The organism is Micromonospora deserti (assembly GCF_003236335.1).
GTDB lineage: Bacteria > Actinomycetota > Actinomycetes > Mycobacteriales > Micromonosporaceae > Micromonospora > Micromonospora deserti.
Window position 1 is genome coordinate 12,758 of sequence record NZ_POUB01000002.1, and the last position, 24,269, is coordinate 37,026.

Consider the following 24,269-nt stretch of genomic DNA (forward strand, 5'->3'; position numbering starts at 1 on the left):
TCACTTCAGCCCGCTGGTGGCGATGCCCTGGACGAAGTAGCGCTGCCCGATGAGGAAGACCGTCAGGATCGGCAGCACCGACAGCACCGAGCCGGTCATGATCATGGCGTACTCCGAGTCGTAGACGCCGACGAAGGAGCGCAGGCCGATCTGCACCGTCCACAGGTCGTTGCTGGTGAGGTAGATGAACGGACCCATGTAGTCGTTCCAGGTATTGACGAAGGTCAGCAGGGCGAGGCTGGCCAGCGCCGGCTTGGACAGCGGTAGCACGATCCGCGCCCAGATGCCGTACTCGCTCAGGCCGTCCACGCGGGCGGCCTCGCACAACTCGTCGGGGATGGTGAGGTAGTACTGCCGCATCAGGAACACCCCGAACGCGCCGAAGGCCTGCAGCAGGATCAGCGACAGGTGGGTGTTCACCAGGCCCGCCTTCTCCATGATGATGTACTGCGGCACCATGTACGCCTGCCACGGCACGGCGATCGTGGCGACGTACGCGATGAAGAGCGTGTCGCGGCCCGGGAAGCGGACCTTGGCGAATCCGTACGCCGCGAAGCTGCCGGTGAGCACCTGCAGCGCCGTGATGACGACGCTGAGGAACAGCGAGTTCTTCAGGTAGGTGGCCAGCGGGATCCGGACCCAGATGCGGGTGTAGTTGTCCCAGTGGAACTCCTCGGGAATCCACCTGATCGGCACGGTGAAGACCTGGGAGTCGAGCTTCAGCGAGGACATCACCATCCACAGGAACGGGACCATGACGGCGAGCCCGAGGATCGTCAGCAGGACATGCAGGGCGATCCGCCCGGCGACGGCGGTGCCTCGCCGGCGCGGTGCCCGTGGCCGCACGGGGGCGGCGCCGGTGTAAGAGCCGTCGCGGCGCTCCGGTGTGGTGGCGGTCGCGGTCATCGCTCTTTCCTCTGCTGAAGCCGGAACTGGACCACCGTGATGAGCAGGACGACCACGAACAGGACCATCGCGATGGCGGAGGAGTATCCGAAGCGCCCCTGCTCGATGCCCTCCCGGAAGATCAGCTGCGAGAGGACGAGGGTGGACCGGCCGGGCCCGCCCTCGGTCATCACCTGGACCAGGTCGAAGACCTTGAAGCTGGAGATGGTCAGCATGATCAGGACGAAGAAGGTGGTCGGGCGCAACGAGGGCAGCGTGATGTGCCAGAACCGCTCCCAGGCGGAGGCGCCGTCCATCTCGGCGGCCTCGTAGAGTTCACCGGGAATGGTCTGCAGCCCGGCCAGGTAGAGCACCATGTAGTAGCCCATGTCCCGCCACACGCTGGTGATGATCAGCGCGGGCATGGCCCAGGTCGTCGAGGTGGTCCAGCCGGGCGGACTGTCGACGCCCACCGCGCGCAGGAACTGGTTCACCGGGCCGGCGTCGGGGCTGAACAGCATGTTCCAGACCACCGCCACGGCGACCAGCGAGGTGATGTACGGGAAGAACAGCGCCGTCCGGAAGAACCGCACCCCCCGCAGCTTGCGGTTGAGCAGGACGGCGAAGCCCAGGGCGGCGACGAGGGTGAGCGGCACGTGGCCGACCGCGTAGTAGGTGGTGTTGTACAGCGCGGTCCAGAAGTTGGCGTTGTCCACCATGCGGCGGAAGTTGTCCAGGCCCACCCACTCGGGCGTGCTGTAGGAGTTCCACTTCATGAAGGCCAGGGCCAGCGAGGCGACGACGGGCACCAGCGTGAGGGCCGCGAAGCCGATGAAGTTCGGCAGGATGAAGCTCCAGCCGGCCAGCGTGTTGCGCCGGCTGAGCCTGCGCGCCCGGGGGGTGGACGCGGCGGGTGCGGTGGTGGAAACCATGGTGGGGTGCTCGTCCGGGACCCGGACGTTCCTCCTTTCCTGGGGCGGGCGGTGCCCCGGGGGCGGCAGACCCCGGGGCACCCCACGGTCAGCTGACCTCGGACTTGACCCGCTTGCCCATCTCGGCGATGCCGGCGTCCATGGACTTCTCGCCGCTCATGATGAGTTCGTGCTCCTCCTTGAGGATGTTGTCGACGTCGGAGGACTTCTCGCTCACCGGCATCTCCAGCTTCACCTCGCCCGGCTGGAACGCCTTCTTCGCCACCTCGTCGTTGGCCATCCCGTCCACCCCGAAGTAGAGGTCCGCGATGGTCGCGTCGGTGTACGCCGGGAAGACCCCGATCTTCGCGATGGCCGCCGCGCCCTTCTCACCCGACGCCCAGGTCACGAACTTCCTCGCCGCCTCGGCGTTGCGGGCCTTCTTGTTCACCGCGAACGCGGTGGGCGAGCCGAACGTCGTGGACGCGCCCTCGGTCGCCTGCGGCAGTGGCGCCATGCCCCAGTCGACGCTGATCTTGCCGGCCTTCTTCTCCTCGATCAGCCGGGCGGCGTACCAGGTGCCCATCGGCAGCATCGCCGCCTTCTCCTCGGAGAACATCGTGTGGTAGGTGACCTTCTGGGTCTTGGCGGTGGCCCACGGCAGCATCGCCCCCGACTTCTGCAGGTCCAGCGCCATGGTGTACTGCGGCTTCATGAAGCCGTAGTCACCGCCGAGCTGGTCGCCTCCGGTCTGGGCCGCAGCGATGGCCTGCACCAGCGACCGCCAGGTGTGCTGGTAGGTCCCGTACACCGTGTTCGCGCCGCTACCCGTGGTCGTCTTCTTCGCCAGGTCGGCGTACTCCTGCCAGGTGAGGCTGGTCAGGTCGGCGCCGGAGTTCTGCAGCAGCTTCTTGTTGTAGTAGAGCACCCAGAAGTCCTGCCGGTAGGGCAGGGCGAAGTAGTCGCCGTCCAGGTCGAAGGCGTCCAGACCCAGGTACTTGCTCTTGTCGAGCTTGCCCACCTCGTCCTTGAGGGAGGCCAGCTGCCCGCGGGTGCCGTACCGGGCGTAGTCGATGACGTTCTTCATGGTGAGCACGTCGGTGCTGTCCCCACCGGCCAGCATGGTGGTGACCTTCTTGTGGTAGTCGTCGGCCAGGATGTCGACGGGCTGCACGTCGACATCCTGGTGCTCCGCCTCGTACGCCTCGATGAGGGCCTTGAACTCGGGGGTGGTGTCGTAGTTCCACAGCGCGACCGTCAGGATGGTCCGGCCGTCGGCGCCGGTGGCGGGCTCGTCGCCACCGCCGCATCCCGCGGTGGCGAGCATGAGGCCGGTGGCAACCGCCAGGGCTGTGGCAAACCTTCTTTTCATGAGCGCTCCTTCATCGGGGGATTGAGCCCGACGACCGGGGGCAGTCGCGGGCGGGTCAGGCGTGCAGCGTCAGGGCCGCGGGGGTGACCTCGGCCTGGAGGGGTTCGGCGGCGATCCATCGGGACAACTCGTCGAGGGTATGGTCGGTCAGCCGCAGGATCTCCGAGCCGAGTGACCCCGCGATGTGCGGGGTGATCATGACGTTCGGCACGGCACGCAGTGCGGCGTCAGCGGGTAGCGGCTCGGGTTCGGTGACGTCGAGGATCGCGAACAGCCGACCCGAGCGGCACTCGGCCGCGAGGGCCTCGGAGTCGACGAGGCTGCCCCGGGCGGTGTTGATGACCGTCGCGTGATCGGGCAGCAGCGCGAGTTCCGCCGCACCGATCATGTGGTAGGTGCTGGGCAGCGCGGGCGCGTGCAGCGACAGGATCTCGCTGCGCGGTAGCATCTCGCGCAGGCCGACCAGCGTCGCGCCGGCCAGGGCGACCTCGGTCGGGTCGGCGTGGGGGTCCGCCACCAGGCACTCGGCGGAGTCGAGACAGCCGAGGAGGTCGACCACCCGGCGGCCGATCCGGGAGAAGCCGACCACGCCGACCGTCCGACGATAGTTGGACAGATCCCCGTAGCCGTCGCGGTGGCCCCAGCCCTGGTACGCGGCGTCGGGATCCGCGGCGATGAACGGTGCCTTCTTGCCGGCGAAGATGATGGCGGCGAGGGTGTACTCGGCGACCGGGATGGCGTTGGCGTCGGCGGCGTTGGTGACCCGGATGCCGCGCCGCCAGACCTCGCTGGTGACCAGGGAACGGACGCTGCCGGCGCCGTGGAAGACGGCCCGCAGGGCCGGGGCGGCGGCCAGACGTTCGGCGGTCAGCGTCGGCGCCCCCCAGGAGGTCACCAGCACCTCGGCCGCCGCCAGGCGAGCGCGGGCCGCCGGGGAGTCCAGGTCGTCCACCCAGATCGGGTCGGCCAGGGCGACCAGCTCGGTGAGCCGTGCCAGCCGTGCCTCGTCGAAGTGGGCGCGGAAGGATTCCCGGTTCATCACGACGAGCGCCTGCTGCTTGGACTGCACCGTCAACGTGTCTCCCCGGTTACGGATCGCTGGCCGACGCTCGACCGTCGCGGAGCCTTTGAATTCGTCTCGGTGACATGGATAACCTATTCCGAACATGGTCGCTACGACGCGGTCCGAGTCGATCCGAAACGTTCACAAACGAACATCAGCCTGAAGGGCGGCTCCATGTCGACCGACCGGATGTTCAACCTCCAGCGCCGCGAGCGACTGATGGAGGAACTCCGCCGCCACGGGGCGGTACGGGTCAAGGAACTGGCGCAGATCCTCGGCGTCAGCGAACTCACCGTACGCCGCGACATCACCGCCCTCGCCGAGAACAACCTCCTGACGAAGGTGCACGGGGGAGCCACGCTCCCCACCCAGCTGGGGCCGGAGCCCCGCCGCCAACGCCCGGCGCCCACCCGTTTCACCATCGGCATGGTGGTGCCGTCGCTCGACTACTACTGGCCGTCGATCGTCACCGGCGCCCGCAACGCCGCCGCGTCCCTCGGCGTGCACATCCAACTGCGCGGGTCGAGCTACGACCCGGACGAGGACCGCCGGCAGATCACCCGACTCATCGAGTCACAGCAGGTCCAGGGGCTGCTGCTGGCGCCCAGCCTGGAGGGTGACGGGGTCGACGAGATGATCGGCTGGATCGGGAACCTGCCCGTGCCGACGATCCTGGTGGAGCGGCAGACGCCGCGGTGGACACCCACCCTCCGCCAGCTCGAGTGGGTGCGCAGCGACCATTCGCTGGGCCTGGAGATGGCAGTGCGTCACCTGCACCAGCACGGCCACCACCGGATCGGGCTCGTGCTGTCCAAGGGTAGCCCCACCTCCGCCCACCTGGCCCGCGGGTGGGCGCTGGCCTGCGCCGACCTCGGCCTGCCCGACGACATGGTGATCCGGGGAACGGTGACACTGGACGTACCGGGGCACCGGGAGATCATCGCCGACCTCCTGCACCGGTGCCGCCGGTCGCGCACGACCGCGCTGATCGTGCACGGCGACCCCGACGCGATGTCCATTGCCCAGTACTGCGCCGAGCAGGGAGTGTCGATCCCCGACGACCTCGCCCTGGTGTCGTACGACGACGAGGTCGCCCACCTGGCCGAGCCAGCCCTGACGGCGGTCCGGCCGCCCAAGGGCCAGGTGGGCCGGGTGGCGGTCGAGCTGATGGTGGCCAGGCTGCTGGAGGGCAGGCGCCGGCCCTCGCAGCGGGTGCTGATCACCCCCGAACTCGTGATTCGGGAATCGTCCACGGCGCGGCCGCCCCGCTGACCGGTCGGCGGCTCGCCCCCCGGGCACCGGCGGCCGCGCCGTCTCACGCCGCCGCCGGGGCGGGCGCCGGCAGGCGCAGGACCGACGTCGAGCCGTCCGGCCATCGGACAGTGACCGTGTCCGTCGGTCCGTCCGGCCGCACCGTCACGGTGGGGAGCGCGGTCTCTCCGGCGTCCGCGCCGGCCAGGACGACGGCGGCGACGTACACCCTGCCCACCCGGGGCGTCTGCGCCGTCTGCAGCAGCGGTACCGCCACGTGCTCGCCCAGCGGGGAGGTGTGCCGCTCCCGGCGTACCTCGGCGGCGTCGAGCCCGGCCAGACCCACCACGCAGGACACCAGCCGGCCACCGGTCACCTCGGCGCGTGGGGGGTCGGCGGCCGTGCCGACGGCGGGCAACACCTCGTCGGCCACCGGCCAACCGCTGAACTCGAGCCTGCTCGCGCCGTCGAGCCCGACCGCAGAGTCGACCCTGGCCGCCCGTACCTCCACCGCACCCCGAAGGAGCGACCCCATGGTCACCGTCGGCCCGTGGCGAACCGTCCCCCGGCGGCCCGAGCCGTGGTCCGGGCCGTGGTCGTCCTCCGTGGTGACCCAGTGCGCTCGCGCCCGGGAGACGGCCCGGCCGACGCCGTCCACCAGCTCACAGCCCAGCGTCTCGAACCCGTTGCGATGAGTGCGCCGACCGGCCCCGTCCACCACCGCGACCGAGTTGTCCGACGGGTGGCCGACCGTCGTCCCGACCAGCGGCGGGAGGGTGGCCGTCGAGTAGCCCAGCCGGGCGTACAGCGGCGAGTCCGCACGCTCGTCGTGCGGCACCGAATGGTCGGTGCCGTGATTGACGATCCGCACCAGACCGTCGCGGCGGGTGCCGCTGACCAGCCAACCGGGCACCGACAGCGTGGCGTGGACGTCCGTCCGTTCGACGGGCAGCGGCCCCTCGACGTCCGTCCACACCGGATGGCCGGGCGGCAGGGCCAGACCCAGCATCCCCTTGGCCGCCCAGTACGGCGAGCCGGGGCCGGAGTACGACTGCGCCATCTCCGGCCACTCGCGGTGCCAGCCGAGCGTCAGCAGCCCACGCGCGTCCGGAGCCCCGTTGGTCCGAAAATGACCCAGGATGCCGCTGCAGGCGCGCCGGAGCACCCCGGGTGCCAGGTCACTCGCGCCCGTCATCGCCCCCATCCAGAACGGTGCGGCGGCGGCGAACCGGTAGCTGAGGCTCCGGCCCTGCAGCAGCGGAGAGCCGTCCGCGCCGACCAGGGACACGGCATCGTCGAGGAACCGGGTGAGCCGGTCCCGCCAGGCCCGGCGGAGCCCGTCCGGGCAGAGCTCGCCGGCCATCTCCGCCCAGAGCAGCGGGTAGACGTGCAGCGCCCACCCCCCGTAGTGGTCGTAGGCCCGCTCGGGCCCGTCGGAGTACCAGCCGTCCGCACGGTACAGCGATTCGTGGACCCGCAACCCCCGGTCCACGTCCTCCGGCGACCACGGGCCACCCACCGACCGCAGGAACGTCTCGACGACGATCTGGAACCACACCCAGTTGATCGGGGGGTACTCCTGCCCGACCACGGTGCCGAGCCACGCCACGATGCGCTCGCGGTCACCGGAGTCCAGCGACTCCCACAGCCATGGCCGGCTCAAATGCAGGCCCAGGGCGATCGAGCAGGCCTCGACCTTGGCCTGGTCGAGCCGGTCCGGCCGGGGCCAGGCGGTCGGCGACGAGGGATCGGTGCCGGCGCGCAGTCCGGCGGCGTACCACTGGGTCAGTCCGTGCGGGTCCGCGCCCGACTCGCCGCGCAGGCGGATCGCCGCCAGCAGGAACGAGCGGGCGAACGCCTCCAGCGAGTCGCTGTCCCGGCCGTAGGCGCTGGCGCGCCCCGGCAGGTCGATGCGCGCGTGGTCGGCCGACGCGAACGGCCGCAGGGCGAGCAGCATCCGGTCCGCCGACTCCGCCCAGTGGGCCCGGGTGTAGCCGGTGAAGGGGGAGAGGAGCCGGTCATCGGCGGTCATGCTGCCCTCCGGAGGTGGCCGAGGCGGTCAGGGTGAACGATCCGGTGGTCACGTTCGGTGGCGCGACGATCAGCCGGTGCACGGCCTCCCCCCACACGTCCCGCAGCAGCGGGTCGTCGACGGCGTGGCGTTCGAGCCGGCCGGCACCGGCCTGCGGATCCCACGACAGGACGAGGACGCCTCCGGAGAGCGCGCGGACCGCCAGGTGCCCGGCCCGGTGGGCGAGCGGCTCACCGGCGACGACGTGGTGCAGCCGGACGTCGGCCGGAGCGTCGATGCACCAGTCGTCGGTCACGACGACCGTCGCCGTACGGCGGTCCAGCCGTACCTGCCGTTGCCACGACCGGCAGCCGGCGTCGGGGGCGTAGGCGCCGGCGAGGTCGATCCGGGCCGAGTCGCCGTCGGGGGCGAGGTCCACCACCATCGCCCTCGCCCGGAACCCGGCACCCGCGGACTGCTCCCACCCGTTGACCACGGGCAGGTTGTGCCACTGGCTCCGGGTGACCCACTGCTCGTAACGGCGGGCGGTGAAAGAGATGGCCGTGTAGGTCGGCTGCCCGAGGTCGACGAGCACCGGCGCGCCGTCGAGCGCGACGAGGTAGGAGCCGACGTCGTTGTGGTTGTGGTTCTCGTCGTTGTGCCCCCCCTTGACCGCCACGCACAGTCCGTGCGCGGAACCGCCGCGCTCGCGGCTGACCAGCAACTCGACCTCGGGCAGCCAGGACGACGCGGGCAGCGGCGGTGCGGTCGGCGGCTGCGCGGCCCACTGCGGGTCGGTGAGTCCGACCACGGCCCGACCCAGCCCGGGGCCCACCGTCACCGCCGGGGTTTCCGGCGTGCGGTGGCTGGCCGCGTGGGCGACGGCCTGCCGGTCACCCGTGGCCCGGCCCCACCGGTGCAGCACGTGCCATGCCTGGTCGGCGCTGGGGCGGGCGGGGCCGTCACCGACGTTGACGTACCAGCCGCCGCCGAGCGCCATCCGGTGCGGGTACCGGGCCAACTCCGGCATGGCCCCCCAGCGCCACGGGGCCATCAGGCCGCCGGTGGCCCGGTCGAGCAGGTCGAGGGCCTCGGCGAGGCGCGCCGGCCCGTTCCACCAGTAGGCGTAGCCCTCGTCGCACCCGCCGTCGCCGGGCAGCGAGGCGAGGTAGCGGTCGAGGCCGTCGACGACGAGATCGACCACCCGGGCCCGGTCGGACGCGTCGTCGACGAGGAACAACGCGGTCGCGAGGAGGTGATTATGAATCCACGGGTTCCAGTTGTGCAGGTGCCCGTCGAGGCCCAGCCAGTGCCACTCCCGGCTGCCCAGGAACGGTGCGACGACCCGACGCCTGGCTTCCCGGCGCATGCGCTCCCGCAGCCCGGGTACCCGCGCGTCCAGACCAGGGGCCAGGACCAGGTCGGCCCAGGCCAGCACGGCGACGGTCTCGGCGGCGCCGAGGTCGAGGAACGGCTGGTCGGGGTCCGGCACCACCTGACCGCGCGTCGCGGCGAACCGCTCGTGCGCCGCCCAGCACCAGGTGGTCTGCTCGCAGAGCGTCAGCAGACCATCCGCCGCCTCGTCGAGGTACGGCTGCCCGTCGAGCGCCGCCGCCAGCACCGCCGCAGACGTGCGTCGGCGCAGCTCGCCGGCGGGCTGCTCGTAAGCGGTGCGGTTGCCGTCCCGCCAGTAGCGCGCGTAGTCCGACAGCCGCAGGCGTGGCCACAGGGTACACCGGTCGGCGTCGGCCATGTCGAGGATCGCGCGGGCCGTGACGTCGTCCACGTGCGACCACGCCCGCCGGTCACCCGCTGGGGGCAGGCGGAACGCCTCCCGGGCCCGGGCGAGGGCGGCCGTGCGTCGGTCGACGTCGAGGGCGTCCCACCGCCGCGCGAGCGGCCCCTGGTCAACCGCCAAGGAGGTGCTCGTTCGCGAGAAGCCGGGTCAGTGCCGCCGCCTCGACGGCAACGCGGGCTTCGTCGTCGTCGACCACGAACTCCAGCAGAGCGTCGTGGTGTCGTCCGGTGCCGCGCAGCAGCGCGAACACACCGCGCCAGAGCCGGCCGCGGGCGTCCAGCGGCAGGCGCTCCTGCCGGGGCCACCAGGAGAACACGTGCACCGTGTCGACCAGGGGGAGCACCTGTCGGAGGTCGTCGAGCGTCTCCTCGTCCGTCATCCCCACGGGCGGCTGCCAGTACGTGCGGACGCCGGGATGCCCGACGTCGTCGAGCAGGGCCAGGGTCGACGCGGCGGTGTCCGTCAGCGTGCCCGAGTGGTACTCGAGACCGAGCTCGATCCCGACGTCGGCGGCCTGCCGGGCCGCCTCGCGTGTCGCGCGGACCACGGCCCGGCGCTGCTCCGCGGTGGCCGCCGTGGAGCCGACCGTGCCGGCCCAGATGCGGATCCGTGGGGCGCCGAGAGCGACGGCGCTGGCCAGTACGTCGGGAAAGTCCTCGGGGCCCTGCGGCCCGGCCCGGAAGTAGGAGCCGTAGGACGCGACCCGCACGCCCCGGTCGAGGCACCGGGCCCGCACCAGCGTCGCGGTGGCCCGGTCGCCCGGGGGCACGTGCACGTCGGCGCCCCACTCGACGCAGGACAGTCCGGCGGCGGCCACGACGTCCAGCACCGCAGGCGCGGACAGGTGTCGGAGTGTGACGGAACAGAGGCCGGGGGAGAGGGAGTGATCGGTCGGCGGCACGCTCGCCCTTCGGCAGACGGGGTGGGTAAGCGCTTTCCGAGCCTAGGTCAGACCGTGGTCGGGGGCAAGACGCCGCAGCGATCACCGCGGCGGAGCCGGCGCAGCTCACGGGTGACCGGACCACCACTGCGGCACGGCATGACCGGGACATCGTCCCGAAATCCGGCGCGGTTCGGATTCATCTCGCCGCCGATGGGGAGAAACCTCTGGCCGTCTACGGGAGATCCAACTGGCCGCTGACCATGAGGAGGCCGCGTGCTCGCCAACCTTCTTATCCTCGGGTTCATCCTCAGCTTGGACAACTTCCGGACATCAATCGCGCTCGGCACGCTGAGGCTCGGGCGGGGCCATGCGGCGCTGGTGGCCTTGATGTTTGGGTTCTGCGATGGTGTAGCACCCATGGTGGGCGTACTGGCTGGACGTCACGTCAGTCAGGCCATCGAGCTGATCGCCGGCTACCTGGGACCGATCTTGCTAGGTATGTACGGTCTGTTCCTCCTCGTTCGGGCGTTGCGAAGCGCCCAGCCGGAGGAGCTGAAGCATTCCTGGATGATCTTTGGCCTGCCTCTGCCGTTGAGCTTGGACAATGTCATGGCCGGCGCGAGCCTGGGCCTGCTCGGCTTCTCGCCCTGGCTCGCGGCTTCGGTCTTCGGCGCCATTACGGCCCTGATGGCGTTCATCGGGTTGCGGCTCGGGCGGATAGCCTCCCGCCTCATTCGCATCCGCTCCGATCTCCTGGGGGGTTCGGCAACCGTCATCATGGCCGTCGTGCTGGCCGTGGTCGACATGTGAGGGCGGTCGTCGGCCGCCGTCCCGCGCCGACGGGAGGGCCAGTGACGGCGTCCCGCCGCGCGGCGAGAACAGGCGGACCAGCTTGCGGACCTGGGCCGGCCGCAGCCCGGCGAATGGGACGACCCACTCTGGGCGCCCGGTGTGACGGGCATCCCAGGGATTCATCATGGTGCCGCCGCGTTGAATGCCGACGCGCCTGCCTCCGCCACCACCTGATCGTTGTCGACCGTGCTGCCGCTTACGCCTACGGCACCCACCACGTGGCCGGTGCCGTCCTGCAACGGGATCCCACCCGGGAAGGTGATCAAGCCGTCGTTGGAGAACTCGATGTGATACAGCGGCTGGCCGGGCTGGGCCAAGCGGCCGAGGTCCCCGCTCGGCATGTCGAAAAGCCGCGCGGTGCGCGCCTTCTTGATCGCTATGTCGATGCTGCCGAGCCAGGCATCGTCCATTCGCGTGAAGAACTTCAGATTGCCGCCCGCATCGACCACGGCGACATTCATCAGCAGGTTCAGCTCACGTGCCTTCCGCACGCTCGCCTCCACGACGGCCTTCGCCTGCTCCATCGTCACATCTGCACTCACCGCGATTTTTGTCACCTGAGTGTTCCCTTCTGGACGTTTCCCAGCTTCTCGTGGTTCGTGCCGGCACCTCGGCCGCCGCTCGGCACCCGACCTCGCCCAATTTTCGGATCCTGCTCCAGCTGCGGCAGATCGAGCCTCGATCCGGTCGATTATCCCCTGCCGCCAAGCGCTCTTCAGTGTTATCCGGATTCTGGGGCGAAAGCCCAGCTGCGGTGGGACGGTGGAGGCGACGCGAGGAGGCGTCGAGTGTCGAGTGGTCCGGGCACTGCCGACCCGCATGCCGGTTGTGGCGGGTGCTGGTGCACCTGACCAGGTTGGTGACGTGGGGACTGTGCCTGCTCGGGTTCGTCGGGCGCCGACCACGTCGCGGCGGCGACGCTGCTCACGGATGTGAAGTGAGAACTCGGGTTGAGGAGGCGGATTCGATGCTGACTGTGGATGAGGTATCCGCCGCGCTGAGCGAGATCGGGCTGGACAGGCAAAACCGGGCGACGATCGGTCGACTGATCGCCCACGGCGGCCTCAAGTACGCCGAGGAGGGGCCTGACGGACGGATGCGCGCCAAAGTACGGATCCCGCTCGATGAAATGACCTGGGATCCCTCGGTTGTCGTCATGCCCCATGGCGGTGACCTCGAACTCGAGGTCACCAACGATGACCAGAACACTCACGCCGCGCTTTTCCCGAGCAATGGGGACAGACAGTGGCTATGGTTGCCGATCAATTCCCGGGGAACGGCCACCCTCAACCTCGACGGCCCGGGCTACTACTGGTTCAGCTCACCTATTGGCAACGATGAAGGTCGGGGCCTGGAAGGGGTCATCGTGGTACTGGGTGATGCTCCCCACGAGGCCCGCCTGGACCGACCGGCGCAGCCGCGACCGTAGAAATGAGCAGCTGATGGAATACCTGAACGCAGGGCCAGCCGTCGACTTCGGATCTCTGAGCGCCGTGGTCGGGAACGCGCCACCGGTGGCCCGAGACGTCACGTACGAACGCATTCTTGCGGCTCGGTCGGAGCCGCAGAACTGGCTGACCTACTACGGCGCCTATGACGGGCAGCGGTACAGCCCGCTGGACCAGATCAACACGGCGAACGTCAAGCGCCTCGCCCCGGCATGGGTGTTCCAGATCGGCTCGACCGGACTACATGCGGGCCCGTCGACGTACGCATTCGAGGCCGCTCCGATCGTCGTGGACGGAGTCATGTACGTCTCGGGTTGGGATGGCTGGGTCTGCGCCCTGGATGCCCGCACCGGGCAGCAACTATGGCAGTACCAGCATGCGATCCCCTTCGATACGCCGCTGTGCTGCGGCAACGTCAATCGCGGGGTCGCGGTGGCCAAGGGAAAGGTCTTCGTCGTCACCCTGAACGCCCATGTGCTCGCGCTCGACGCGGTCAGCGGCCGGTGTGTCTGGGACAAGACGTACGGTGATGTGCGGGCTGGTGAGAGCGCCACGGTTGCCCCTCTGGTTGTCAAGGACTTGGTCATTGTCGGCAGCTCCGGCGGGGAATTCGGTGTGCGCGGCCACCTCGATGCCTTTGACGTGGAAACCGGTCGGCACGTCTGGCGCACCTACACCGTGCCGAAGCCCGGCGAGCCGGGGTCGGAGACCTGGCCGGACGGCCCGGCCTGGGCGCGGGGTGGCGGCAACTGCTGGGTGACCGGCACCTACGACCCGGAGCTGAACCTCCTGTACTGGGGGACCGGCAATCCGGCACCCGACTTCGACGGCAGCGTCCGGGAGGGTGACAACCTCTTCACCGACTGCGTCATCGCCGTGAATCCGGACAACGGCGAGATCCGTTGGCACTACCAGTACACCCCGCACGACCTGTGGGATTACGACAGCAACATGGAGAACATTCTCTTCGAACTGGACGGCCGCAGACTGCTGGCGCACTTCAACAAGAACGGGTATTTCTTCGTGCTGGATCGCACGAATGGCCAGCTGGTCCGGGTGACTCCGTTCGCCGAGCGGATCAACTGGGGTGAGATCGACACCAGCGGTAACGTGACGCCCAAGGTCTACCCGAAGAATGAGGGGGAACCGGTCCACTTCTGGCCAGGGCCGGGCGGGGCCAAGGAATGGACGCACGCGGCCTACAGCCCTAGGACGCAGATGTTCTATGTCCCGGTGCAAGATGCCGGTGCGGAGGTCACCCGGCGGCACCGGGAGTTCAAGGAGGGAATTCCGTACTGGGGAGCGAGCGTCACGGTGGACATCGAGGACACCCAGGGATTCGTGAAGGCATTTGCTGCGTCCACGGGCGAGGAGGTGTGGCGGTGGCGCGCCGAGCAGCCGATGAGCGCGTCGGTGCTCGCCACGGGCGGTGACCTGGTGTTCGCCGGCGAACCGACCGGGGAGTTCAACGCGTTCCACGCCACCACCGGAGAGCTGTTGTGGCAGTTCCAGACGGGAAGTGGCCACCACAGCAGCCCGACGACCTACAGCGTCGACGGAAGGCAGTACATCGCGGTGCCGACCGGGTGGGGTAGCTGGGTCGAAGGGTTCGCGGCCGGAATGATAGGCGGCCACCACGGCGGCGCCCTCTTCGCTTTCGCGCTGCCGGCAGACTGACCCTTACCCGAGAGGAGGTGTTTGCCGTGGAATCCGTTGTAGTCCCGCCTGATCTTCTCGAGTGGGAGGCTCCCGAGTTCGAGGAATTCGGGTGCGGGCCCGAGGTGACGATGTACGTCGACCGGTGGGAGGAGTAGCTGTTGAACAGGACGGGCGCCCGACTGGGTTCGGGCACCCGTCCGGTTATCGGGCGCGGGTTCGGACCGAGGGGACGAGGATGTGGGTCCGTGTGCTGGGCTCAGCGGCGGGGGGAGGATTTCCGCAATGGAACTGCGGCTGCCCAACCTGCCGTGCGGTACGCGACGGCTCCCGGCCGTGCCGACCCCGCACGCAGTCGTCGATCGCGGTCAGCGTGGACTACCAACGATGGGTTCTGCTCAACGCATCCCCCGACATCCGGGTCCAGATCGAGTCCTTCCCCGCGCTGCACCCGCACCACGGGAGAACGACACCGCTGCAGGCGGCGCTGCTCACCGACGCCGAGCTCGACCACACGCTCGGCTTGTTGCTTCTGCGTGAGGGGCGGGGCCTCGAGCTGCACACCACCGCCGCGGTGCGGGAGACCCTGTACACCGGGACAGCCTTACTCCGGACGCTCGAATCCTACTGCCCGGTCACCTGGCGAGAAGTCGTACCGGGGGCCGACGTATCCCTGGGAACCGGGTTGTCCTACCGGGCCTTCGACGTCCCCACAAACAAGCGAACCCGCTTCGGTCCTGGCAGGGTGCAGGGACGGGTCGTTGGATACCGACTGACCGACGAGCACAGCGGCCGGACCGCCGTCTACCTGCCGGGCGTGCAGGAGCTCACGCCGGCGGTGCGCGCACAGCTGGATGGCTGCGCATGCCTGCTCGTCGACGGGACCTGCTGGGCCGACGACGAGCTTGTCCGGCTCGGCCTGGCCGAGAAATCGGCGCGCGAGATGGGGCACCTGCCGATCGACGGTCCCGACGGCAGCCTCCAACAGCTGTCACCGCTTCAGATCGAGCGCAAGATCTACATTCATATCAACAACACCAATCCGATCCTGCTGGAAGACGCGCCCGAGCGGCGCATCGTTGAGGAGCGTGGCATGGAAGTGGCCACCGACGGGCTGGAAGTACGGGTCTAGGGGCGATGATGACGTTAACCGACACCGACACCGACAGCTTCGTCGCAGCGCTGCGCGCCCAGTCGCAGCGCTACCACCACCAGCATCCCTTCCACATCAGGATGAACGCCGGGCACCTGAGTCGTCTGCAGATCCAGGGTTGGGTGGCCAACCGCTTCTACTACCAAGAGAACATCCCCCGCAAGGACGCCGCCATCCTCGCCAACTGCCCCGATCGCGACGTACGCCGACGTTGGATCCGACGCATCCTCGACCACGACGGCACGACGAGTGGAGAGGGTGGCATCGAGGCGTGGCTGCGCCTGGGCGAGGCGGTGGGACTGACCCGGGAGGAAATGATCGACGGGCGCCACCTCGTGCCCGGGGTCCGGTTCGCCGTCGACTCGTACGTCACGTTCGCCCGGACCCGGCCGTGGGTCGAGGCGGTGGCATCCTCGTTGACCGAGCTGTTTGCGCCGGATCTGATGGCCGAGCGCCTCGCCGCGTTCGAGCGCTGTTACCCCTGGACCGACCCGGAGGGCCTCGCGTACTTCCGGGCCCGCCTGACACAGGCTCCCCAGGACAGCGAACACGCCCTGGAAGTGGTGCTCGGCCATTGCCGGTCACCCGACGAGCAGGAACGCGCCGTGGCGGCGCTGTCCTTCAAGTGCGATGTTCTCTGGAACATCCTGGACGCAATCGATCGGGCCTATGCCGACTGACCGATCCGAGACGGCGACGAGCGCTGCGGTGCGATCGTCCAGCCGCCCCAAGCTTTCCCGGCACGTGGACCTGATGTTCGATCAGGTACGCGGGCGACACGTGCTGCTGGCGCCGGAGTCGGTCTCGGTCCTGAACGTCACGGGCGCGGCCATTCTCGGTCTGTGTGACGGCCAACGGACGGTGGCTGCGATCGTGGCGGAGCTGCGCGGCCGGTACGACCGCGTGGTCGACGACGAGGTGCGGCGCTTCCTCGCCCGGCTTGTCGACCGGCGGTGCGTGGAGCTCAGCGATGACTAGGCCGTTCGGATTGCTGGCCGAACTCACCTACCGCTGCCCGCTGCACTGCGCGTACTGCTCGAACCCGCTCAACCTTGCCGACTATCGAGACGAACTGACCACGGCGGAGTGGCGACGGGTGCTGGCCGAGGCTCGGGAATTGGGCGTTCTGCAGCTTCACCTGTCGGGCGGTGAGCCGCTGCAGCGCCGGGACATCGTAGAGATCGTGCGGTGTGCCACCGAGCTGGGGCTGTACACGAACCTCATCACGAGCGCGCTCGGCCTCTCCCGCCGGCGTGCCGAACAGCTCCGAGCGGCCGGCCTCGACCACGTACAGATCAGCATCCAGGCCGACCTGCCGGCCGCGTCCGACCGGATCGCCGGCACTCCGTCCTTCCAGCGCAAGCTCGAGGTGGCACGTCTGGTCAAGGAGCTGGGCTGGCCGCTGACGCTGAATGTCGTCCTGCACCGGCACAACATCGACAGTGTCGCCGGCATCCTCCGGCTGGCAGAGGAGCTGCGGGCCGAACGCCTCGAGTTGGCCAACACCCAGTACTACGGCTGGGCGTGGCGTAATCGGGATGCGCTGCTGCCCAGCAGGTCACAGCTCGACCGGGCGGAAGCGGTGGCCCGGGCCGCGCGAGAGCGCCTGAAGGGGCGGATGGAGATCATCTACGTCCGGCCCGACTACTACGGCCAGTACCCCAAGCCGTGCATGGGGGGATGGGGACAGCGGCAGCTCACCGTGGCGCCAAACGGCGACGTCCTCCCATGCCCGGCTGCGCAGGCGTTGCCGCTTCCCCACGCGAGCGTACGCACGGACACCCTCGCGTGGATCTGGACGCAATCGCCGCTGTTCCAGCGTTTTCGCGGAACCCACTGGATGGTTGACCCCTGCCAGAGCTGCGCGCGCCGCGAGATCGACTTCGGCGGGTGCCGCTGCCAGGCGTTCCAACTCACCGGTGACGCCGCTCGCACCGACCCGGTCTGCCACCTTTCGCCCGACCACGGGATCGTTGCCGAAGCGGTGCAGGCCGCCAACAGGGAGACACGGCCCCGGACGTACCCGGCTGAGGGGGGCACGACCCGCTCCGGCGGGCAGGACCAGATCCCTGACTGCGACAGCGGCAACCCTGACCGTGCAACCCCACCGGTCGTTGATCTGTCACCACGTGGTCAAACGCGATAGCCCCGACCGTCGACGGCGATTTTCGTCCATCACGGTGCACGATCCGCCGACTCCACGGATTGGCGGCATCTGCCCAATGCGCCCGCGTCCAACGCCCCGCCATCCTATCTTCGTAGGCATGAGGGCAGTGGTGTACCAGGGGCCGCGCGACATCGCCGTGCAGGACGTCGACGATCCGCGCATCGAGTCGCCGACCGACGTGATCATCAAGGTCACGTCGAGCGCGATCTGCGGTTCCGACCTGCACATGTACGAGGGGCGCACGTTGGTCGAACCGGGCATCGTGTTCGGCCACGAGAACATGGGCGTCGTGATCGAGGTCGGCTCCGGCGTGGTGAGCGTCAGAAAGGGCGACCGGGTGTCGATTCCGTTCAACGTCGCCTGCGGGTTCTGCCGCAACTGCCGCGAAGGAAAGACCGGCTTCTGCCTCACCGTCAATCCCGGCTCTGCCGGAGGCGCCTACGGCTACGTCGCGATGGGCCCCTACCGTGGCGGACAGGCTGAATACCTCCGGGTGCCGTTCGCCGACTTCAATTGCCTCCAGCTGCCACAGGGCGACGGGCACGAGAACGACTTCGCGATGCTGGCCGACATTTTTCCCACCGGCTACCACGGCGTCGCCATGACCGAATTGCGCCCGGGGGAAACCATCACCATCATGGGTGGCGGGCCGGTCGGCCTGATGGCCGCGCACTCGGCCATGCTGATGAGTGCCGCGAAGGTCTTCGTGGTCGACAAGGTCCCCGACCGGTTGCGGCTCGCCGAGTCCATCGGAGCGATCCCTATCGACTACACCAAGGCCGACCCGGTCGAGCAGATCAAGGAGCAGACCCACGGCGTCGGCACCGACAAGGGCGTCGACGCGGTCGGCTACCAGGCGGTCAACCCGGCGGGTGAGGAGCAGCCGGCGGCAGTGCTCAACAGCCTCGTGGAGGTGGTCCGGTCCACCGGCATGATCGGCGTGGTCGGGCTCTACCTGTCCCAAGACCCCGGCGGGATCGACGTGCACTCTCGCAGCGGGGAACTGCTCTTCAAGGTCGGCAAGTTCTTCGAGAAGGGCCTCCGGATGGGGTCCGGGCAGGCGAACGTCAAGGCGTACAACAGCTATCTCCGTGACCTCATCGTGGCCGGTCGGGCAAAGCCGAGTTTCGTGGTCAGCAAGGAGATGCCGCTCGGGCAGGCGGCGGAGGCGTACGCGCACTTCGACCGGCGGGAGCCGGGCTACTCAAAGGTGGTGCTGAAACCGGTAGCCGCCTGACCGGCCGGCGGGACCGCCGGGGGCGGGTCGTAACCACAGGCGCCGGTGCGGGGCGAGGTCGACGAGTGGGGTGTTGCCAGCTGCTCGTCCACGAGAAGCCGCAGATCCTAATTGAAGCAGAGATTGCCCGAATTGACGGAGAGGTGCGGCGGTGGGGGTGCGTACCTGGATCGAGGGCTGGCCGGTCTACCGCCAGATCATCGGCAACGATCCGCTCGGGCGGGGGCCGGCGGCGAAGTCCAGCCGTTCGGCGGAGCTCGTTGCCCGCACCGAGACCGCCGACTCGATGGTCCGGTCGGTCTGCCCGTACTGCGGCGTCGGCTGCGGCCAGCGGGTCTACGTCAGCGACGGGAAGGTCAGCCAGATCGAGGGGGACCCGGACAGCCCGATCTCCCGGGGCCGGCTCTGCCCGAAGGGGGCGGCCAGCAAGAACCTGGTCACCAGTGAGCTGCGCCAGCAGAAGGTCCGCTACCGGCGGCCGTACGGCACCGAATGGGAAGACCTCGACCTCGATACGGCGATGGACATGATCGCCGACCGGGTCATCGCCGCCCGGGCGGAGACCTGGGAGGACGTCGACAACGAGGGGCACCCGCTGCGGCGCACCCTTGGCATCGCCAGCCTCGGCGGTGCCACGCTGGACAACGAGGAGAACTACCTCATCAAGAAGCTGTTCACCGCGATGGGGGCGCTGCAGATCGAGAACCAGGCACGGATTTGACACTCCGCCACCGTCCCCGGTCTGGGGATCAGCTTCGGTCGCGGCGGCGCGACGGCCTTCCAGCAGGATCTGGTCAACAGTGACTGCGTCATCATCCAGGGCTCCAACATGGCCGAGGCTCACCCGGTCGGATTCCAGTGGGCGATGGAGGCGAAGGCACGGGGCGCCAAGATCTTCCACGTCGATCCGCGATTCACCAGGACCAGCGCGTTGGCCAGCGCACACGTGCCCATCCGGGCCGGAACGGACATCGCGTTCCTCGGTGGCATTGTGAACTACATCCTGCGGAACGAACTGGACTTCCGGGAGTACGTGATCGCCTACACCAACGCGGCGACCATCGTCAGCGAGGATTTCCGGGACACCGAGGAACTGGACGGCCTCTTCTCCGGGTACGACGCGGAGAAGACCAGCTACGACCAGCAAAGCTGGCAGTACCAGGGGCAGGAGGAAGCCGGGCGGCGCGACACGGTCACCGAACGGGAAACCGCCGCCGGGTTGGGGTACGAGTCACACGGCCCGCCGATCTCCGGCCAAGCGCGGCGGGACGAGACGCTGCAGCACCCGCGATGCGTCTACCAGATCCTCAAGCGGCACTACGCCCGCTACACACCGGAGATGGTCGAGCGGGTCTGCGGGATCGCTCGCGAGAAGTTCGAGGAGGTGGCCCGAGCCTGGACGGAGAACTCCGGACGGGACCGGACGACCATGCTGGTCTACTCGGTGGGCTGGACCCAGCACACGGTCGGCGTGCAGTACATCCGGACCGGGGCGATCATCCAGCTGTTGCTGGGCAACGTCGGCCGACCGGGCGGCGGAGTGCTCGCCCTGCGCGGGCACGCCAGCATCCAGGGTTCCACTGACATCCCGACGCTGTTCGACCTGCTGCCGGGCTACCTGCCGAAGCCGCACCACGCGTCGCATCCGACGTTCGACGAGTGGGTGGACAGCATCCGGCGTCCCGGCCAGAAGGGGTTCTGGGGCAACGCCCGTTCGTACGCGGTGAACCTGCTCAAGGCGTACTGGGGGGACGCGGCCACCCCGGAGAACGACTTCTGCTACGGGTACCTGCCCCGGATGACCGGCGACCACGGCCACTACCAGACGGTGTTCGACATGATCGACGGGAAGGTCAAGGGCTACTTCCTGGTCGGGCAGAACCCGGCGGTCGGGTCCGCGCACGGGCGCGCCCAGCGGCGGGGCCTGGCCAACCTCGACTGGCTGGTCGTCCGCGACCTGTTCATGATCGAAAGCGCCACGTTCTGGAAGGACGGCCCGGAGGTGGAGACCGGCGAGCTCGCACCGGACCGGTGCCGAACCGAGGTCTTCTTCCTGCCGGCCGCCTCCCACGTGGAGAAGGAGGGCACCTTCACCCAGACCCAGCGGCTGGTGCAGTGGCGGGAAAAGGCCGTCGAGCCACCCGGTGACTGCCGCTCCGAGCTGTGGTTCTTCTACCACCTCGGCCGCATCATCCGGCAGAAGCTGGCCGCGTCCCCGAGCCCGCGCGATCAGGCGGTGCTCGACCTCACCTGGGACTACCCCACCTCAGGGCCGCACGACGAGCCGTGCGCCGAGGCGGTGCTGCGGGAGATCAACGGATACGAGGTGGCCACCGGCCGGCCGCTGTCATCGTTCACCGAGATGACCGCCGACGGCGCCACGGCCGGCGGCTGCTGGATCTACTGTGGTGTGTTCGCCGACGGTGTCAACCAGGCGGCCCGCCGTAAGCCGGGGCGGGAGCAGAGCTGGGTGGCGCCGGAGTGGGGCTGGGCCTGGCCGGCGAACCGGCGGCTGCTCTACAACCGGGCCTCCGCCGATCCTCAGGGACGGCCGTGGAGCGAACGCAAACGGTACGTGTGGTGGGACGAGGAGTCGGGCGAGTGGACCGGCCACGACGTGCCCGACTTCGAGAAGACCAAGCCGCCGTCGTACCGGCCGCCGGACGGGGCCACCGGGGTGGCGGCGCTGGCCGGCGACGACCCGTTCATCATGCAGGGCGACGGGAAGGGCTGGCTGTTCGCGCCGACCGGCGTGCTCGACGGACCACTGCCGACCCACTACGAGCCCGCTGAGTCGCCCGTCCGCAACCCGCTCTACGACCAGCAGGCCAGCCCCGCCCGGAAGACCTACCAACGGCCCGACAACCCGATCAACCCCAGCCCGCCGGGACCGCACAGCCAGGTCTTTCCGTACGTCTTCACCACTGCCCGGCTGACCGAGCACCACACCGCGGGCGGTATGAGCCGGACGGTGCGATACCTGGCGGAACTGCAACCGGAGATGTTCGTCGAGGTTTCGCCCGAACTGGCGGTGCAATTGGGGCTCACCCACCTGGGCTGGGCACACGTCGTCACGGCGCGTGCCGTGATCGAGGCGCGGGTGCTGGTGACCGACCGGCTCAGCCCGCTGCGGGTCGAGGGACGGGTCATCCACCAGGTGTGGCTGCCGTATCACTACGGCGGCACGGGGTTGGTGCGGGGCGAGTCGGTCAACGACCTGTTCGGCGCCGTTCTCGACCCGCATGTCCTGATCCAGGAAAGCAAGGTCGGCACCTGCGACATACGGCCCGGGCGCCGGCCCACCGGCCCGGCGCTGCTCGACTTCCTCGCCGACTACCGGCGGCGGGCCGGGATCACCGACGGCCCGTACCCGCCCATTGTCACCACCGACGGCAGCACCAACCGGGAGGCCTGAGCATGGTCGACAGCATCCATCCGTCCGGCGCGGTTGATCCCGCCCGGCAGGTCGGCTATCCCGACCCGCCGCCGCGGATGGGCTTCTTCACCGATACCAGCCTCTGCATCGGCTGCAAGGCGTGCGAGGTCGCCTGCAAGGAGTGGAACCTCGTCCCCGGCAGCGGCCTCGACCTGCTCGGCATGTCGTACGACAACACCGGTGCGCTCACCGCCAACTCCTGGCGGCACGTGGCCTTCGTCGAGCAGCCCCGGCCGGTCGGCTGGCAGATCACGGCGCCATTCGCCGAAACCCCGACCGGCCCGCCGGTGAGCCCGGCCACGGCCGAGGTCGCCGCCGGAGCCGGCAGCGACTCCGGTACCCGGCCCGGTGTCCCGCCGGGCCCGGACCCTGCCCCAGCCGGCGCGATGGCGGACGGAAGCCAGTTCCTCGGCATGCCCGGCACCGATCTGCCGGGCCGGCGGGATCGTGACGCCCGAAGCGACATGCGCTGGCTGATGATGTCCGACGTCTGTAAGCACTGCACCCACGCGGCCTGCCTGGACGTCTGCCCGACCGGCTCGCTGTTCCGCACCGAGTACGGCACGGTCGTGATACAGGAGGACATCTGCAACGGCTGCGGCTACTGCATCCCCGCCTGCCCGTACGGCGTGATCGACCAGCGGCGCGGCGACGGCCGGGCGTGGAAGTGCACCCTCTGCTACGACCGGCTCAAGGCGGGCAAGACGCCGGCCTGCGCCCAGGCCTGCCCGACCGAGTCGATCCAGTACGGACGGCTCGACGACCTTCGGGAGCGGGCCCAGCGACGGCTCGAGGAGTTGCACGCCGCGGAGGTGCCCGAGGCCCGGCTCTACGGGCACGACTCGAACGACGGGGTCGGTGGCAACGGCGCGTTCTTCCTGCTGCTCGACGAGCCGGAGGTCTACGGGCTGCCGCCGGACCCGGTGGTGACCACTCGGGACCTGCCCCGGATGTGGCGCCGCGCCGCCGTCGCGGCGCTCACCATGGCGGGCGCCGCGCTCGCCGCGTTCGTCTGGCGGACATCATGACAGCGGTACGCCGCGGCGTCGGGACGGAACCGGCCGTGCCGCCGGCCCAGTTCGCCTCCTACTACGGACGACCAATCATCAAGGCGGCGCCGTGGCGGCGCGACATCGCGTTGTACTTCTTCTCCGGTGGACTTGCCGCCGGCAGCGCGCTGCTGGCCGCGGGCGCCGACCTGACCGGCCGTCCGGCCCTGCGCCGAGCGAGCCGGCTCACCGCGCTTGGCGCGCTTGGCGCTGGCACCTACTTTCTGATCAACGATCTGGGCCGTCCAGACCGGTTCCACCACATGCTGCGGGTGGCCAAGCCGACCTCTCCGCTGTCGATGGGCACCTGGATCCTCGCCGCATTCGGGCCGCCGCTGGCAGTGGCCGCGGTGAGTGAGGTCGCGCCGCGGCTGCCCCGCCGCGGGATGCTCGGCCTGGCCGGCCGGCTGCTGCCGCCGATCGGCCGCGCCAACGGACTGGCCGCCGCGGCCCTCGCGCCCGCGGTGGCCACGTACACCGCGGTGCTGCTCGCCGACACCGCCGTCCCGGCCTGGCGCGATGCCTGGGCCGACCTGCCGTACCTAGCTTCCGGCAGTTCGCTGGTCGCGGCGGCCGGGGCCGGTCTGGTCACCGCGCCGACCGCGCAGGCCGGTCCCGCCCGCCGGATGGCGCTGGCCGGCGCCGGCATCGAGCTCGTCGCCGAGCGCCGGATAGGACGGCTCGGGTTGACCGGTGAGCCATACCGCCGGGGGCGCTCCGGCGCGCTGCTACGGACGGGGCGGGTCCTGCTCGTCGCCGGGACGGTCGGGGCGCTGCTCGGACGGCGCAGCCGACTGCTCTCCATGGTCTCCGGCGCGGCGTTGGTAGCCTCCTCGTTGGCGACGCGGCTCGGGATCTTCAGGGTCGGCACGGCGTCCGCCAGCGACCCGAAGTACACGGTCGTGCCGCAGCGGGAGCGGCTCGACCAGCGGGGAGGCGCGCCGGCCGACGGCACAGCGGCCGCCGCGTGATCCGACGGAGCGCGTGAGCCGAAGACGGGTGTCGCCAGGGACAAAGCGCTGGAGACCGGGTACGTCGACAAAGGCCACCACATGAATTCGCTCGCGTCGGTCCCCGCTTCCGTAGATGTCGCGTGA

The 24,269-nt window shown here is 69.6% G+C and carries 21 protein-coding genes; 13 read left to right on the plus strand and 8 right to left on the minus strand.

Features of this window, described 5'->3' with window-relative positions; all coding sequences use genetic code 11:
- The 4 genes from C1I99_RS00195 to C1I99_RS00210 all read right to left on the minus strand — a co-directional run bounded on the left by C1I99_RS00195 (nucleotide 1) and on the right by C1I99_RS00210 (nucleotide 4,237).
- A complete protein-coding gene (locus C1I99_RS00195; RefSeq protein WP_111132112.1) occupies nucleotides 1–906 on the minus strand; it encodes a carbohydrate ABC transporter permease in 906 nt (301 codons plus the stop codon).
- Nucleotides 903–1,817 carry a carbohydrate ABC transporter permease gene (locus tag C1I99_RS00200; protein ID WP_111132113.1) on the minus strand — a complete coding sequence of 305 codons (915 nt, stop codon included), beginning with the start codon at nucleotides 1,815–1,817 and terminating at the stop codon, nucleotides 903–905. Before C1I99_RS00200 ends, C1I99_RS00195 begins: the two co-directional genes overlap by 4 nt.
- Nucleotides 1,818–1,905: 88 nt before the next feature.
- Complete coding sequence (locus C1I99_RS00205) at nucleotides 1,906–3,168, minus strand: ABC transporter substrate-binding protein (protein WP_111132114.1); 1,263 nt, start codon at nucleotides 3,166–3,168, stop codon at nucleotides 1,906–1,908.
- Nucleotides 3,169–3,223: 55 nt separating this feature from the next.
- Entirely contained in the window at nucleotides 3,224–4,237 is a 1,014-nt protein-coding gene (locus C1I99_RS00210) for a hydroxyacid dehydrogenase (protein ID WP_111132115.1), read from the minus strand.
- Between the two features lie 168 nt (nucleotides 4,238–4,405).
- Here C1I99_RS00210 and C1I99_RS00215 point away from each other — a divergent pair, with 168 nt between their 5' ends.
- A complete protein-coding gene (locus C1I99_RS00215) occupies nucleotides 4,406–5,503 on the plus strand; it encodes a LacI family DNA-binding transcriptional regulator (protein ID WP_111132116.1) in 1,098 nt (365 codons plus the stop codon).
- 43 nt (nucleotides 5,504–5,546) lie between these two features.
- Here C1I99_RS00215 and C1I99_RS00220 read toward each other — a convergent pair whose 3' ends face one another.
- The 3 genes from C1I99_RS00220 to C1I99_RS00230 are packed head-to-tail and all read right to left on the minus strand — an operon-like array spanning nucleotide 5,547 to nucleotide 10,120.
- Nucleotides 5,547–7,514 carry a DUF2264 domain-containing protein gene (locus tag C1I99_RS00220; RefSeq protein WP_111132117.1) on the minus strand — a complete coding sequence of 656 codons (1,968 nt, stop codon included), beginning with the start codon at nucleotides 7,512–7,514 and terminating at the stop codon, nucleotides 5,547–5,549.
- Complete coding sequence (locus C1I99_RS00225; protein ID WP_199561840.1) at nucleotides 7,501–9,411, minus strand: heparinase II/III family protein; 1,911 nt, start codon at nucleotides 9,409–9,411, stop codon at nucleotides 7,501–7,503. Before C1I99_RS00225 ends, C1I99_RS00220 begins: the two co-directional genes overlap by 14 nt.
- The gene (locus tag C1I99_RS00230; RefSeq protein ID WP_199561841.1) at nucleotides 9,401–10,120 is read right to left on the minus strand and encodes a sugar phosphate isomerase/epimerase family protein; all 720 of its coding nucleotides are present in this window, start codon (nucleotides 10,118–10,120) and stop codon (nucleotides 9,401–9,403) included. Before C1I99_RS00230 ends, C1I99_RS00225 begins: the two co-directional genes overlap by 11 nt.
- A gap of 327 nt (nucleotides 10,121–10,447) precedes the next feature.
- On the opposite strand from C1I99_RS00230, the gene C1I99_RS00235 reads away from it, so the two are divergent.
- A complete protein-coding gene (locus tag C1I99_RS00235) occupies nucleotides 10,448–10,984 on the plus strand; it encodes a manganese efflux pump MntP (protein WP_111132119.1) in 537 nt (178 codons plus the stop codon).
- Between the two features lie 164 nt (nucleotides 10,985–11,148).
- On the opposite strand, the gene C1I99_RS00240 is transcribed toward C1I99_RS00235, so the two are convergent.
- A complete protein-coding gene (locus C1I99_RS00240; RefSeq protein WP_233512222.1) occupies nucleotides 11,149–11,583 on the minus strand; it encodes a GlcG/HbpS family heme-binding protein in 435 nt (144 codons plus the stop codon).
- 410 nt (nucleotides 11,584–11,993) lie between these two features.
- On the opposite strand from C1I99_RS00240, the gene C1I99_RS00245 reads away from it, so the two are divergent.
- The 11 genes from C1I99_RS00245 to nrfD all read left to right on the plus strand — a co-directional run bounded on the left by C1I99_RS00245 (nucleotide 11,994) and on the right by nrfD (nucleotide 24,143).
- Complete coding sequence (locus C1I99_RS00245) at nucleotides 11,994–12,455, plus strand: MSMEG_3727 family PQQ-associated protein (RefSeq protein ID WP_111132121.1); 462 nt, start codon at nucleotides 11,994–11,996, stop codon at nucleotides 12,453–12,455.
- Between the two features lie 13 nt (nucleotides 12,456–12,468).
- Nucleotides 12,469–14,151 (plus strand): PQQ-dependent dehydrogenase, methanol/ethanol family, encoded by a 1,683-nt coding sequence (locus C1I99_RS00250; RefSeq protein ID WP_111132122.1) that lies wholly within the window; start codon nucleotides 12,469–12,471, stop codon nucleotides 14,149–14,151.
- A gap of 26 nt (nucleotides 14,152–14,177) precedes the next feature.
- Nucleotides 14,178–14,288, plus strand: coding sequence for a pyrroloquinoline quinone precursor peptide PqqA (gene pqqA / locus C1I99_RS00255; protein ID WP_111132165.1), 111 nt, complete (start codon nucleotides 14,178–14,180; stop codon nucleotides 14,286–14,288).
- 80 nt (nucleotides 14,289–14,368) lie between these two features.
- On the plus strand, nucleotides 14,369–15,262 hold the full coding sequence (gene pqqB / locus C1I99_RS00260) for a pyrroloquinoline quinone biosynthesis protein PqqB (RefSeq protein ID WP_111132123.1): 894 nt from the start codon (nucleotides 14,369–14,371) through the stop codon (nucleotides 15,260–15,262).
- An 8-nt stretch (nucleotides 15,263–15,270) separates the two neighbouring features.
- Nucleotides 15,271–15,963 carry a pyrroloquinoline-quinone synthase PqqC gene (gene pqqC / locus C1I99_RS00265; protein WP_111132166.1) on the plus strand — a complete coding sequence of 231 codons (693 nt, stop codon included), beginning with the start codon at nucleotides 15,271–15,273 and terminating at the stop codon, nucleotides 15,961–15,963.
- A 28-nt stretch (nucleotides 15,964–15,991) separates the two neighbouring features.
- Nucleotides 15,992–16,261 carry a pyrroloquinoline quinone biosynthesis peptide chaperone PqqD gene (gene pqqD, locus C1I99_RS00270; protein WP_199561843.1) on the plus strand — a complete coding sequence of 90 codons (270 nt, stop codon included), beginning with the start codon at nucleotides 15,992–15,994 and terminating at the stop codon, nucleotides 16,259–16,261.
- Complete coding sequence (gene pqqE, locus C1I99_RS00275; protein ID WP_111132125.1) at nucleotides 16,254–17,429, plus strand: pyrroloquinoline quinone biosynthesis protein PqqE; 1,176 nt, start codon at nucleotides 16,254–16,256, stop codon at nucleotides 17,427–17,429. Before pqqD ends, pqqE begins: the two co-directional genes overlap by 8 nt.
- 118 nt (nucleotides 17,430–17,547) lie before the next feature.
- Nucleotides 17,548–18,687: a glutathione-independent formaldehyde dehydrogenase gene (locus C1I99_RS00280; RefSeq protein ID WP_111132126.1), complete on the plus strand. Its 1,140-nt coding sequence runs from the start codon at nucleotides 17,548–17,550 to the stop codon at nucleotides 18,685–18,687.
- 151 nt (nucleotides 18,688–18,838) lie between these two features.
- A complete protein-coding gene (fdh, locus tag C1I99_RS00290) occupies nucleotides 18,839–22,102 on the plus strand; it encodes a formate dehydrogenase (protein ID WP_267897450.1) in 3,264 nt (1,087 codons plus the stop codon).
- 2 nt (nucleotides 22,103–22,104) lie between these two features.
- Nucleotides 22,105–23,151: a 4Fe-4S dicluster domain-containing protein gene (locus C1I99_RS00295; protein WP_111132129.1), complete on the plus strand. Its 1,047-nt coding sequence runs from the start codon at nucleotides 22,105–22,107 to the stop codon at nucleotides 23,149–23,151.
- Complete coding sequence (nrfD, locus tag C1I99_RS00300) at nucleotides 23,148–24,143, plus strand: NrfD/PsrC family molybdoenzyme membrane anchor subunit (RefSeq protein WP_111132130.1); 996 nt, start codon at nucleotides 23,148–23,150, stop codon at nucleotides 24,141–24,143. The genes C1I99_RS00295 and nrfD overlap by 4 nt, the downstream gene beginning before the upstream one ends.
- The last annotated feature ends 126 nt before the right edge of the window (nucleotides 24,144–24,269 follow it).

Coding starts and splice junctions, on each gene's coding strand:
- C1I99_RS00195 (WP_111132112.1), bottom strand. CDS start 906: ATGACCGCGACCGCCACCACACCGGAGCGCCGCGACGGCTCTTACACC.
- C1I99_RS00200 (WP_111132113.1), bottom strand. CDS start 1,817: ATGGTTTCCACCACCGCACCCGCCGCGTCCACCCCCCGGGCGCGCAGG.
- C1I99_RS00205 (WP_111132114.1), bottom strand. CDS start 3,168: ATGAAAAGAAGGTTTGCCACAGCCCTGGCGGTTGCCACCGGCCTCATG.
- C1I99_RS00215 (WP_111132116.1), top strand. CDS start 4,406: ATGTCGACCGACCGGATGTTCAACCTCCAGCGCCGCGAGCGACTGATG.
- C1I99_RS00220 (WP_111132117.1), bottom strand. CDS start 7,514: ATGACCGCCGATGACCGGCTCCTCTCCCCCTTCACCGGCTACACCCGG.
- C1I99_RS00245 (WP_111132121.1), top strand. CDS start 11,994: ATGCTGACTGTGGATGAGGTATCCGCCGCGCTGAGCGAGATCGGGCTG.
- C1I99_RS00250 (WP_111132122.1), top strand. CDS start 12,469: ATGGAATACCTGAACGCAGGGCCAGCCGTCGACTTCGGATCTCTGAGC.
- pqqB (WP_111132123.1), top strand. CDS start 14,369: ATGTGGGTCCGTGTGCTGGGCTCAGCGGCGGGGGGAGGATTTCCGCAA.
- pqqC (WP_111132166.1), top strand. CDS start 15,271: ATGACGTTAACCGACACCGACACCGACAGCTTCGTCGCAGCGCTGCGC.
- pqqE (WP_111132125.1), top strand. CDS start 16,254: ATGACTAGGCCGTTCGGATTGCTGGCCGAACTCACCTACCGCTGCCCG.
- C1I99_RS00280 (WP_111132126.1), top strand. CDS start 17,548: ATGAGGGCAGTGGTGTACCAGGGGCCGCGCGACATCGCCGTGCAGGAC.
- C1I99_RS00295 (WP_111132129.1), top strand. CDS start 22,105: ATGGTCGACAGCATCCATCCGTCCGGCGCGGTTGATCCCGCCCGGCAG.
- nrfD (WP_111132130.1), top strand. CDS start 23,148: ATGACAGCGGTACGCCGCGGCGTCGGGACGGAACCGGCCGTGCCGCCG.